This window comes from Acinetobacter sp. CIP 51.11 (genome assembly GCF_000369665.1).
In the GTDB taxonomy this organism is placed as follows: Bacteria; Pseudomonadota; Gammaproteobacteria; order Pseudomonadales; family Moraxellaceae; genus Acinetobacter; species Acinetobacter lwoffii_S.
Map to the genome: position 1 here is coordinate 56,522 of NZ_KB850128.1, position 12,200 is coordinate 68,721.

At 45.1% G+C, this 12,200-nt stretch carries 10 protein-coding genes; 9 read left to right on the forward strand and 1 reads right to left on the reverse strand.

What is annotated here, in order from left to right; genetic code table 11:
- Nucleotides 1–253: 253 nt before the first annotated feature.
- Complete coding sequence (locus F894_RS00630; RefSeq protein WP_005245349.1) at nt 254–1,954, reverse strand: NAD-dependent malic enzyme; 1,701 nt, start codon at nt 1,952–1,954, stop codon at nt 254–256.
- Between the two features lie 294 nt (nt 1,955–2,248).
- Between F894_RS00630 and F894_RS00635 the strand changes: the two genes are divergently transcribed.
- The 9 genes from F894_RS00635 to glmS all read left to right on the forward strand — a co-directional run bounded on the left by F894_RS00635 (nt 2,249) and on the right by glmS (nt 12,196).
- A complete protein-coding gene (locus F894_RS00635; RefSeq protein WP_005245350.1) occupies nt 2,249–3,211 on the forward strand; it encodes an alpha/beta hydrolase in 963 nt (320 codons plus the stop codon).
- A gap of 345 nt (nt 3,212–3,556) precedes the next feature.
- Nucleotides 3,557–5,068 (forward strand): acetaldehyde dehydrogenase ExaC, encoded by a 1,512-nt coding sequence (locus F894_RS00640; RefSeq protein WP_005245352.1) that lies wholly within the window; start codon nt 3,557–3,559, stop codon nt 5,066–5,068.
- 399 nt (nt 5,069–5,467) lie between these two features.
- A complete protein-coding gene (gene ribBA, locus F894_RS00645; protein ID WP_005245353.1) occupies nt 5,468–6,583 on the forward strand; it encodes a bifunctional 3,4-dihydroxy-2-butanone-4-phosphate synthase/GTP cyclohydrolase II in 1,116 nt (371 codons plus the stop codon).
- A gap of 18 nt (nt 6,584–6,601) precedes the next feature.
- Complete coding sequence (ribE, locus tag F894_RS00650) at nt 6,602–7,072, forward strand: 6,7-dimethyl-8-ribityllumazine synthase (protein WP_004280926.1); 471 nt, start codon at nt 6,602–6,604, stop codon at nt 7,070–7,072.
- Between the two features lie 4 nt (nt 7,073–7,076).
- Nucleotides 7,077–7,526 (forward strand): transcription antitermination factor NusB, encoded by a 450-nt coding sequence (nusB, locus tag F894_RS00655; RefSeq protein ID WP_005245355.1) that lies wholly within the window; start codon nt 7,077–7,079, stop codon nt 7,524–7,526.
- A gap of 18 nt (nt 7,527–7,544) precedes the next feature.
- Nucleotides 7,545–8,462, forward strand: a complete 918-nt coding sequence (gene thiL / locus F894_RS00660) for a thiamine-phosphate kinase (protein ID WP_005245370.1) — start codon at nt 7,545–7,547, stop codon at nt 8,460–8,462.
- The gene (locus F894_RS00665; protein WP_005245372.1) at nt 8,440–8,961 is read left to right on the forward strand and encodes a phosphatidylglycerophosphatase A family protein; all 522 of its coding nucleotides are present in this window, start codon (nt 8,440–8,442) and stop codon (nt 8,959–8,961) included. Before thiL ends, F894_RS00665 begins: the two co-directional genes overlap by 23 nt.
- A 20-nt stretch (nt 8,962–8,981) precedes the next feature.
- On the forward strand, nt 8,982–10,346 hold the full coding sequence (gene glmU, locus F894_RS00670) for a bifunctional UDP-N-acetylglucosamine diphosphorylase/glucosamine-1-phosphate N-acetyltransferase GlmU (RefSeq protein WP_005245375.1): 1,365 nt from the start codon (nt 8,982–8,984) through the stop codon (nt 10,344–10,346).
- 11 nt (nt 10,347–10,357) lie between these two features.
- Complete coding sequence (gene glmS, locus F894_RS00675; protein ID WP_005245379.1) at nt 10,358–12,196, forward strand: glutamine--fructose-6-phosphate transaminase (isomerizing); 1,839 nt, start codon at nt 10,358–10,360, stop codon at nt 12,194–12,196.
- Nucleotides 12,197–12,200: the final 4 nt, after the last annotated feature.

Below are 12,200 nucleotides of genomic sequence, written 5' to 3' on the forward strand. Positions count from 1 at the left end.
GCCCTGATCGAAAGATCGGGGCTTTTTTTATGTTGATGTTATTTTTTTAAATGATCCTTTCATTTTTGTTTCACTCAATAACAAATTCTTAAAGTACTTTCTGATTTTATAACCAAGATGTGACCATGCCACCCCTACGACAATATAAAAAGCCCTCATCAAAAGATCAGGGCTTTTTATATTTCACCAACGCATCAGATAAACTCAAGCTAGCAAACCACTAGCCACAATACAGAGTCCATTTCCAATATAATTAAAAGGTAATTCGCTGATAGTCACGGTATTGCGGTGTCCAGAAATTATGCTCTATTGCTAGCTGCAATTCTTCTACACTGACTTTCGGTGCTACTCCGTCTTCAATCGCAGCAAGTGCCACTTTTAAGGCAATCTGCTTCGAAATTGACTGTAAACAATCCAGATTCGGCAATAAATCTGCCTGAGGGTCCTTGAGTTTAGGAGAACAGTCCGCCAAGGCATTACTCGAGGCCATCAGCATATTATCCGTGACACGTTTTGCACCTGAAGCAACTACGCCCAGACCGATACCCGGAAAAATATAAGAGTTATTGCATTGGGAAATATGATGAATCTGTCCCTGATAATTCACCGGGGCAAATGGACTACCCGTTGCAATCAATGCTCTGCCTTTGGTCCATTGCAAGATGTCTGCCGGAACAGCTTCTACGCGGGAAGTCGGGTTAGATAAAGGGAAAACAATCGGTTGTACACTGTTTTCAGCCATGGCTTCAATCACTTCCTGAGTGAATAGACCTGGCTGTCCAGATACGCCAATCAATACCGTCGGTTTGGCACGTTTGACCACATCCAGTAGAGAAATCATACTCTCTGCATCTGCCCAGCTTTCTACATTTTCAAGCGGCTGTGCCAGTTTTCGCTGGAAGTCCAGTAAATTCGGCTGATTCTCAGTGATCAGACCAAAGCGGTCGACCATAAATACACGTGCGCGTGCTTCGGCATCACTTAAGCCCTCAGCAACCATTTGCTTAATAATCTGTTCTGCAATCCCGCAACCGGCTGAACCTGCGCCCAGGAAAGTAACCACCTGATCTTTGAGCAGTTTGCCTGCTGCGCGCGAAGCAGCAATCAGGCTGCCCACAGACACTGCTGCGGTGCCCTGAATATCATCATTAAAACAACAGATTCGATCACGGTATTTTTCCAGTAAAGGCATGGCATTTTTCTGTGCAAAGTCTTCAAACTGAATTAAGGCATCTGGCCAGCGCTGTTGAATCGCCTGAATCACCATCTCAACAAAGGCATAGTATTCATCGCCGCTGATTCGCGGTTCACGCCAGCCCATATAAATCGGGTCATTCAATAACTGCTGATTATTGGTACCGACATCGAGAGTAATCGGTAAGGTATAAGCCGGACTGATCCCGCCACATGCGGTGTAGAGTGCCAGTTTTCCAATGGGAATCCCCATACCACCAATGCCCTGATCTCCAAGACCCAGAATGCGCTCACCATCTGTGATCACAATCACTTTCACGTTTTTTTTGTTGATATTGTGAATAATCTGATCGATCTGATCACGGTCAGGATAGGAAATAAAGATCCCACGATGACGGCGATAAATATCAGAAAAGCGCTGACATGCCTCACCCACAGTCGGGGTATAGATAATCGGCATCATCTCACTGAGGTGATTTTCAATCAGATGGTAAAACAGGGTCTCATTGGTATCCTGAATATTCCGCAAATAAATATGCTTGTTAATATCACTGCTGAAAGCACAATACTGCTGATAAGAACGCTGACTTTGCTCCTCAATCGTCTCGGTGACATGAGGAATCAAGCCATGCAAGTTAAAGCTTCTGCGCTCTTCTTCAGAAAATGCAGAGCCTTTATTGAGTAGTGGGAGTTCTAGCAGAGTATTTCCAGCATAAGGAATATATAAAGGGCGTTTACTGTTCAAATTTTCTCTGGGCATTATTTAACTCATCTAATCAATCTTCGGCAGTTCTGCCAAAATAATGACATCACTCTCGTTATTTTATATAGCTTATCCTGATTTTAGCCTCTTGGGTCATTTAGCAAATTTATAATACTTGTAGCAGGATTTTATAATCTGATAACACCTATTTTCAGCCTAGGTTTTGGACGGTTTCTAAAATTAACCCGTATTCGTATTTTTTAATTTAAATCGGCAACAAGTTCTGTTTGACAAAAAACCTCAGCTCATCAAGGATAAAGCATAAATTTAATAAGACCAACGAGTATAAGAATGAGTGAACTGCAACCGCTTTATCAGCCCGATATTTTGGGGACAGGCTATGAACAATCGATCTTAAACTTTCCCGATGATTATGAGGGCAAAGTCGTAGCAACCCTGATCCGTAAAAAAGCAGCCCAACCCACAAAAAAAGCAGTTTTATATATTCACGGTTTTATCGATTATTTTTTTCAGACCGAAATGGCAGAGCGCTTTAATCAGCATGGGTTTGATTTTTATGCGCTGGATTTAAGAAAGTACGGACGTTCGATTCTGCCACATCAAAAATATTATAACGTCTATGACCTGGCTGAATATGATGCAGAAATTACCCAAGCCCTCGACATTATAGCAGCTGAGGGCCACGATGCTGCCCTGCTCTGTGGTCATTCTACCGGTGGCCTGACCACAACCTTGTATGCGGCACATCATCCGCAGCATCCTTTAATCAAAGCGCTTTGGGTCAACAGTCCGTTTTATGACTTCAACATGAATCCGATCAAGCGCGCGCTCGGCATCCCGCAATTGAGCAGACTGGCTAAAATTTTTCCCAATCTTAAATTTCCAAGCGAGCTGAACAAGTGGTATGCCACCAGCCTTCATAAGGATTTAAAAGGCGAATGGGACTTCAGTCTGGACTGGAAAAAGACCCGCTACCCGATGGTTCGGATCAGTTTTATTCGTGCCATTCATGAGGCACAGAAAGAAATTCATCGCGGTGTTCAGCTCGATATTCCGGTATTGATCATGCATTCGCATCAGACCTTATATCCTAAAAAATGGGGCAAAGCCGCACAGAGCAGCGATGTAATTCTAGGCATTAAAGACATTCAGAAATATGCCAAAAAAATTAAAGGCGATGTCACGGTTCAAAGTATTCAGAACGGTTTACATGATCTGGTACTTTCAGAGCAATCTGTGCGTAAGCAGGTTTATCAGCAACTGTTTCAATGGCTGCATGACAAAGGACTTTAGATAAATGCGGAAGAAGAAATGAAACTTACCCTCATTTCTCTTGCCTGGCTTCTTTTGAATCATGACTAGGTCGAAATGTAATCAAGTGCATTGAAAATATGCCAATCTTTCGATGTTTTATAACCACTATAACTCATTGTTTTTAAATTTAAGGCTTGAGAATTTATAATTTTTATTATTCTACCGCTTGTCTCCAAATATTGTCTTTTGTAGCAAGCCTGTAAACAAACAACCGTCCGTCTTGTTCCCTCTTTATAGTAGAGCTGAATGCAGAAGCGCCTATATTTTTTGATCGGCAACATGCGCTCGACCTGCACCACTAACAATCATATAAAGGAATAGATTATGCGTTATGCAGACCCCAATACTGACGGTTCAAAAATTCAATTTAAAGCACAATACAATAATTTCATTGGCGGCGAATGGGTCGCTCCGGTCAAAGGTGAATACTTTGACAATATCTCTCCGGTAGATGGCAAAGTCTTTACCAAAGTACCGCGCTCTTCTGTAGAAGACATTGAATTGGCCTTAGATGCAGCGCACAAAGCCAAAGAACAATGGAACAGAGCATCGCCGACCACCCGCTCCAATATTCTGTTGAAAATTGCAGATCGTCTGGAACAAAATCTGGAAATGTTGGCGGTGGCAGAAACCTGGGACAATGGCAAACCGGTCCGTGAAACGCTGGCTGCCGATATTCCACTGGCCATTGACCATTTCCGTTATTTTGCCGGCTGTATCCGGGCTCAGGAAGGTGGCATTTCCGAAATTGATGAAGATACCATTGCTTATCATTTTCATGAACCGCTTGGTGTAGTTGGACAAATCATTCCCTGGAACTTCCCGATTCTGATGGCTGCCTGGAAACTGGCACCTGCCCTGGCTGCGGGTAACTGTATTGTGCTGAAACCTGCGGAACAGACTCCGGTCAGTATTCTGGTACTGGCTGAACTGATTCAGGATATTTTACCGTCGGGCGTGTTGAACATCGTCAATGGCTACGGGGTTGAGGTCGGCCGTCCACTGGCGACCAATCCACGCATTGCCAAGATTGCCTTTACCGGCTCAACTGCAGTAGGTCAGCTGATCATGCAATATGCCACCGAAAATATTATTCCGGTGACCCTGGAACTTGGCGGAAAATCCCCGAATCTGTTCTTTGCTGACATCATGGATCAGGAAGATGACTATTTGGACAAAGCTCTGGAAGGCTTTGCCATGTTTGCCCTGAACCAGGGTGAAATCTGTACCTGCCCTTCCCGTGCCTTGGTACAGGAAAGCATTGCCGATGAATTTCTGGCGCGTGCAGTAGAACGGGTACAACGCATTAAAACCGGACATCCACTGGATACTGACACTATGATTGGCGCGCAAGCTTCTCAGGAACAACAGGACAAGATTCTGGGCTGTATTGCCACTGGCCGTGAAGAAGGCGCACAGATCCTGACCGGTGGTGAAGCACGTCAGGAAGTCGGTCAAGGTTTCTATATTGAACCGACCATCTTTAAAGGTACCAATGACATGAAGACCTTCCAGGAAGAAATCTTCGGGCCTGTACTGGCTGTGACCACTTTTAAAGACTTTGATGATGCGATCAAGATTGCCAACGATACGATTTACGGACTCGGCGCCGGTGTCTGGTCACGCTCAGCGCATACCTCCTACCGTGCTGGCCGTGCCATTCAGGCCGGCCGGGTCTGGACCAACTGTTATCACATCTATCCTGCGCATGCAGCTTTCGGCGGTTATAAAAAATCAGGCATTGGACGTGAGAATCACAGAATGATGCTGGATCATTATCAACAAACCAAAAATCTGTTGGTGAGCTATTCAACCAAACCGGCAGGTTTTTTCTAATCAATCTGATGATTAAAAGCGGGCTTCGGTCCGCTTTTAACCTAATATTTTTTAAAAATTTTAATACTAGGTAAAATTTTCCAGCATTGTTCGTCTAGAATTCCCTTGAATGACTGACAATAAATTAAAATACTTTCTGAAAACACCTTAATGTCTGAGCTTATGTTGATTTCACCTAAGTTTCTCATTTTTTATGCTTTTTAATTGCTCAAAAAACCTGCATAAAGCCCAGGCTTTCATTTAAAGTCGGCTTTTCATGTTTATCAAGACTGTGTATAACAATGAACCACTAGAGGGAAAGCAATAAGCATAGGCAAAATTGCGCAAAAAGCGTTAGACTATGTACCCAATAATGTCATGATTCGGTCTGATCAAGATCAAAAAAGAAGGTGAAGGTTGATGCCGCTCAATACTGTTGAAGAGCTTGTAGCAGATATCCGTGCAGGAAAAATGGTCATCCTGATGGATGATGAAGACCGTGAAAATGAAGGCGATTTGGTGATTGCTGCCACGCACGTACGTCCTGAAGACATCAACTTCATGATCACCCACGCACGTGGTCTGGTCTGCCTGACTTTAAGTAAAGAGCGTTGCCAGCAGTTGAATCTGCCGTTAATGGTGGATGCCAATGGTGCCCAGCATGGGACCAATTTCACCCTGTCGATTGAAGCGGCTGAAGGTATTTCTACCGGTATTTCTCCGGCTGAACGTGCGCACACGATTCAAACTGCTGTGGCTGCTCATGCCAAACCGGCAGATATTGTACAGCCAGGACATATCTTCCCGCTGATGGCGCAACCAGGCGGTGTCTTGCACCGTGCCGGACATACTGAGGCAGGTTGTGATCTTTCCCGTTTGGCAGGACTGGAACCAGCATCAGTCATTTGTGAAATCATCAATGAAGATGGCACCATGGCGCGCCGTCCGGATCTTGAAGTGTTTGCTGAAAAGCATGGCCTGAAAATCGGTACTATTGCCGATCTGATTCATTACCGCATGACCAATGAACAGACGGTTGAGCGTATTGATCAGCAAAGTATTGATACTGAATACGGCAGCTTTGACCTGTACCGCTATCGTGAACTGGGCAACCCGGATATTCATTTGGCCCTGGTCAAAGGTGAGCCTAAAGATGGCGTGACCACAGTGCGTGTACATGGTTTTAACCCGACCCGCGACTTGCTCAAACTGAAAAAACAGGATGGCGAACCGGCCTGGAACCTGGATCGTGCCTTGAAAGAAATTTCCAACAGTGATCGTGGTGTACTGGTCTGGATTGGCCAACACCATTTACAGGACCTGGGTCCAGCATTAGATAACCTTAAAGCACCAAAAAATGTAAAATCAAATTCTGCACTGTCTCAGCAGTATCAGACCATTGGTGTGGGTGCACAAATTTTGCGTGATTTAGGCGTTGAAAAAATGAAGCTGCTGAGCTCTCCATTGCGTTTCAATGCCCTGTCAGGCTTTAACTTAGAAGTGGTAGAATACATCACCGCACAACAAACATCTTAAGAAATCATCGAGGTTGTTATGGCAGTTCGCCGTATTGAAGGTATGTTACATCTCGCGAACGAAGACCGTTATGCGATTTTAGTTGGTCGTTTTAACAGCTTTGTGGTTGAACATCTGTTAGAAGGTGCCATTGATACATTGAAACGTCATGGTGTATCAGAGGATAATATTACTGTTGTTCATGCACCTGGTGCCTGGGAACTTCCTGTCGTTGCGAAAAAACTGGCAGCTTCAGATCGTTTCGATGCCATCATCGCGCTTGGCGCCGTGATTCGTGGTAGCACGCCTCACTTCGATTTCGTTGCAGGCGAATGTGCCAAAGGTTTAGGCGTGGTTGGCCTGGACACTGGCTTACCTGTCATTAACGGTGTACTCACTACGGACAGTATTGAACAAGCGATTGAACGCTCTGGAACAAAAGCAGGCAATAAAGGTAGCGAAGCTGCCCTGACTGCGATTGAAATGGTTAACTTGTTAAAGGCTATTTAACGCTATGTCGCAAACACTTCAAGCAACTTATGCAGCAAAACGTAAAGCACGTCGCTTTGCTGTACAAGGAATTTATGAATGGCAAATGAGCCACAATCCGGTGCATGAGATTGAAGCACGTACGCGTGTGGAAAATGCCATGCACAAAGTGGATCTGAGCTATTATCATGAATTGTTGACTCAAGTGGTTGCCAATCATGAAGCATTGGATGCGCTCTTAATCCCGGTACTCGATCGCGAACTTTCAGCACTGGATGGTGTTGAGCTTGCGACCCTTCGTCTTGGTGCATATGAACTTAAAGAACATTTTGAGATTCCATATCGCGTCGTTCTAGATGAAGCGATCGAGTTGGCTAAACATTTTGGCGGTGCCGATAGCCACAAATACATCAACGGTGTATTGGATCGTTTAGCGACAACTTTACGTGCAGCAGAAAAGCAACAAGCCAACTAATTAAAGTCGAATTGTTGTATGGCTGAATTTTCGATTATCGACACCTATTTCAATCGCAAGAATACCCATTCTGTCGATTTAGGCGTCGGTGACGATTCAGCCTTGCTCACCCCTCCGCCTCAGCAACAACTGGTCATCTGTGCCGATACACTGGTTGCCGGACGACACTTTCCTCTCGATACAAATCCGCATGCCATTGGCTGGAAATCGGTTGCTGTTAATCTTTCCGATATTGCCGCGATGGGTGCAAAACCGCATAGTATTCTTCTGGCATTGAGCCTACCCCAAATTGATCATGACTGGCTAAAAGCTTTTAGTCAGGGTCTGTACGATTGCTGTGATCAATTTGGCGTGAACTTAATCGGTGGTGATACCACTCAAAGTCCTCATTTAACCCTGTCTGTTACTGCATTAGGCTGGGTGGACATTGGTCAAGCCATTACACGCTCAGGTGCAAAACCGGGTGATTTGATCTGTGTCAGTGGAACTGTCGGTGATGCAGCTTTTGCACTACAGCATCTTGGTCATCCACTACAAAAACGTCTGGACTATCCAACGCCACGTTGTCAGCTCGGTGCCGCCCTAAAAGGTCTGGCGCATAGCATGATTGATATCTCGGATGGTTTGGCACAAGATCTTGGACATATTCTCAAAGCTTCTCAAGTCGGTGCAAAGCTGCAACTCGAAAACTTACCGATCAGTCCTACCCTGCATGCCTTAAACAATGAGCAAAAATGGCAATATGCCCTCGCTGGTGGCGACGATTACGAATTATGCTTTACAATAAGCCCGCAAAATTACGAAAAATTATTGCAAAAACAACTTGATGTTTCGATTAGTATAATCGGCACAATTCAGCAGCAACACGGCTTAACTTTTGAAAAAGATGGCGTAGATCATTCACTTCAATTTAATGGGTATCAACATTTTGCATAAACCTGCGATTAATTTTAAAGCCATGTCATGGATCGACCGACTGATTGTCTTTAGTGGGGTTGGTTTTGGTTCCGGTCTGGCACCTAAAGCACCCGGTACCTTTGGGTCGGCCTTTGCACTTTTATTTATTCCCATTTGGCTGCATCTTGGTTTTCTAAACAGTGTTTTTGCCATTGCCATCATGTCCCTGGTTGGCATATATATCTGCGGGCATACTGCTAGAGTCATGGGGGTTCATGATGATGGACGCATTGTCTGGGATGAATTTGCCGGACAATCCATCACATTTTTGCCCCTGATCTACTTAGGCCAGATGAACTGGTTATGGTTGCTCGTCGGTTTTGCCCTGTTCAGGTTATTTGATATCTGGAAACCTTGGCCGATCAGGGTGATTGATCGTCAAGTGGCTGGTGGCTTCGGCATCATGCTGGATGACATTATTGCCGGCCTTTGGGCGGCTCTTTGTATTTTGCTTTATTTTTACTTCACCGTGGCATAAGCCATATTTAGGATTAGAACATGTCAACGACTGTTATTATTCTTGCTGCAGGTAAAGGCACGCGTATGCGTTCAAGCTTACCGAAAGTATTACAACCCCTTGCAGGACGTCCTTTACTGGGTCATGTCATTGAAACGGCAAAAAAATTAAACGCAGATAATATTATTACCATTTATGGTCATGGTGGTGACCGGGTTCAAACAGCATTTGCACAACAAGAGATTAAATGGGTCGAACAGGCTGAACAGCTGGGTACCGGCCATGCGGTGCAGATGACCTTGCCTGTCCTGCCTCACGACGGCGTATCGCTGATTCTTTCCGGCGATGTACCCTGCATTAATCCTGTGACCTTGCAAAAATTACTCGATGCGACAGCAACAACTAGTATCGGCCTAGTGACATTAACTCTGCCTGATGCCAATGGCTATGGACGTATCGTGCGTGAAAATGATCAGATTCAAGCGATTGTTGAACATAAAGATGCCTCTGAAGAGCAGCGTCAGATCAAGGAAATCAATACCGGTATTTATGCCGTCAGCAATGCTAAATTACATGAATGGCTGCCAAATTTAAGCAATGACAATGCGCAGGGTGAATATTACCTAACTGATATTGTCGCGATGGCTTTGGCAGATGGTATGCAAGTTGCATCGGTAGAACCTGAGCAGGCTTTTGAAGTTGAAGGGGTAAATGACCGTGTGCAGTTGGCTGCTTTAGAGCGTCAGTTCCAGGCTTATCAAGCAAAACAGCTGATGCAGCAAGGCGTACATTTGATTGATCCAAGCCGCTTTGACCTGCGTGGCAATTTAACTGTCGGTCAGGATGTCCGTATTGATATCAATGTGATTATGGAAGGTGATTGCGAGCTGGGCGACAACGTTGAAATTGGCGCCGGCTGTATTATCAAGAATACCAAGATTGCAGCTGGCACCAAGGTTCAGCCATATAGCATTTTTGATAGCGCCGTCGTTGGGGAAGATACCCAAATTGGACCTTTTGCACGACTGCGTCCAGGTGCACAACTGGCCAATGAAGTACATATCGGCAACTTTGTTGAAGTCAAAAATACTACGATTGGTCTAGGCTCTAAAGCCAACCATTTTACCTATCTGGGTGATGCTGAAATCGGTGCCGGTTCTAATATCGGTGCAGGAACCATTACATGTAACTATGATGGTGCGAACAAATTTAAAACGATTATTGGTGATCAGGCCTTCATTGGCTCGAACAGTTCATTGGTTGCACCTGTGAGAATTGGCAACGGTGCCACAGTGGGTGCAGGCTCAACGATTACCCGTGATGTGGAAGACAACAGTTTGGCAGTAGAGCGCTCTAAGCAATTTGCCAAAGAAAACTATCCACGTCCGCAAAAAATCAAGAAATAAGGGGAACAAATATGTGTGGTATCGTTGGTGGCATTGCAGAACGTAGCATTACCAATATTTTGATTGAAGGCTTAAAACGCCTGGAATACCGTGGTTATGATTCAGCAGGTTTGGCACTCATTAACAACAGCCAAGTCCTACGTGAACGCCGTGTCGGTAAGGTTGCAAACCTTGAACAGGCTGTGAATGAATCCCAGATTAGCGGTTCACTCGGCATTGCGCATACACGCTGGGCCACCCATGGCAAACCGACTGAAGAAAATGCCCATCCGCATATTTCTGAAAATGTAGCAGTGGTCCATAACGGGATTATCGAAAACTACCAAGAACTGAAAGATGATCTTGAAGCTTTAGGCTATGTGTTTACCTCACAGACTGATACTGAAGTGGTTGCCCATCTGATCAATGATGCGCTGAAATCTACCCCGAGCCTGTTAGAAGCTGTACGCCAGGTGGTTCCACAACTGAAAGGTGCCTATGCACTGGGTATCGTACATACTGACCACCCGGATGAGCTGATTACCGTACGTGAAGGTTCTCCGCTCGTCATTGGTGTCGGTATTGGCGAGAACTTTATTAGTTCTGATCAGCTGGCTCTGCTACCGATTACCAACCGTTTTATCTACCTGGAAGAAGGTGATATTGCCCGTTTGACCCGTACCACGATTGAAGTCTTTGTCGATGGTCAACTTGTCGATCGTCCGGTCAAGGAACTGGATGCTGCCGTCAGCAATGCTTCTAAAGGTGAATACAAGCACTACATGCTCAAAGAAATTTATGAGCAGCCTGAAGCGATCAAACAGACCATTTCCCAAGCTTTAAATGGCAATGACCTGCGTGAAGATTTTCTTGCCAGTGCAGAACAAGACTTTGCAAAAATCCAGCAAATCCAGATTATTGCCTGCGGTACCAGCTATCATGCCGGCATGATTGCCAAATACTGGTTTGAACAGCTGATTGACCTGCCTTGCCAGGTCGAGATTGCCAGCGAGTTCCGTTATCGCACTCCGGTGATTGTGAACAACACGCTATATGTATGTATTTCCCAGTCCGGTGAAACTGCTGATACTTTAGCTGCATTACGTGATACACAAAAACGTGCGGCAGCTAAAGGCCTGGACATCACTACGATGACCATCTGTAACGTAGCAACCTCTTCGATGGTGCGTGAAACTCAGCATAGTCTATTGACACTGGCAGGCCCTGAAATTGGTGTGGCTTCAACCAAAGCCTTTACCACCCAGCTTGCTGCATTGATGCTGTTGGTACTCAAAATCGGTTCTGTGAAAAATACTATTTCTACAGAACAAATGACGGAGATCACCACAGAACTTTGGCATACGCCTAAAGTGATTCTGGATACCTTGCGTCATGACGATGAAATTTTACGTCTCTCTGAATTGTTTGTTGAGAAGCAGCATTGCCTGTTTTTGGGCCGTGGTACGCATTTCCCGATCGCTCTGGAAGGTGCACTCAAGCTGAAAGAAATTTCCTATATTCACGCTGAAGGTTATGCTGCAGGTGAGCTGAAACATGGGCCATTGGCACTGGTCGACAATGACATGCCGGTGGTGATTCTGGCGCCACAAGATGACATGCTGGACAAACTGAAATCCAATATGGAAGAAGTTCAGGCACGTGGTGGTGAACTGTTTGTTTTTGCTGATGAACACAGTGGCATTAAAGCCAAAGAGCGCAAGCACGTGGTACATATTCCATCAGTAAATGCAGTACTGGCACCGATTGTGTATAGCATCCCGGTGCAGTTACTCTCTTATCATGTGGCAGTGCTACGTGGTACGGATGTGGATCAGCCACGCAACCTGGCAAAATCGGTTACTGTAGAATAATTAA

Excerpts from the sequence above, each read along its gene's own strand:
- F894_RS00630 (WP_005245349.1), bottom strand. The coding sequence starts at position 1,954 with ATGCCCAGAGAAAATTTGAACAGTAAACGCCCTTTATATATTCCTTAT.
- F894_RS00635 (WP_005245350.1), top strand. The coding sequence starts at position 2,249 with ATGAGTGAACTGCAACCGCTTTATCAGCCCGATATTTTGGGGACAGGC.
- F894_RS00640 (WP_005245352.1), top strand. The coding sequence starts at position 3,557 with ATGCGTTATGCAGACCCCAATACTGACGGTTCAAAAATTCAATTTAAA.
- ribBA (WP_005245353.1), top strand. The coding sequence starts at position 5,468 with ATGCCGCTCAATACTGTTGAAGAGCTTGTAGCAGATATCCGTGCAGGA.
- ribE (WP_004280926.1), top strand. The coding sequence starts at position 6,602 with ATGGCAGTTCGCCGTATTGAAGGTATGTTACATCTCGCGAACGAAGAC.
- nusB (WP_005245355.1), top strand. The coding sequence starts at position 7,077 with ATGTCGCAAACACTTCAAGCAACTTATGCAGCAAAACGTAAAGCACGT.
- thiL (WP_005245370.1), top strand. The coding sequence starts at position 7,545 with ATGGCTGAATTTTCGATTATCGACACCTATTTCAATCGCAAGAATACC.
- F894_RS00665 (WP_005245372.1), top strand. The coding sequence starts at position 8,440 with ATGGGTATCAACATTTTGCATAAACCTGCGATTAATTTTAAAGCCATG.
- glmU (WP_005245375.1), top strand. The coding sequence starts at position 8,982 with ATGTCAACGACTGTTATTATTCTTGCTGCAGGTAAAGGCACGCGTATG.
- glmS (WP_005245379.1), top strand. The coding sequence starts at position 10,358 with ATGTGTGGTATCGTTGGTGGCATTGCAGAACGTAGCATTACCAATATT.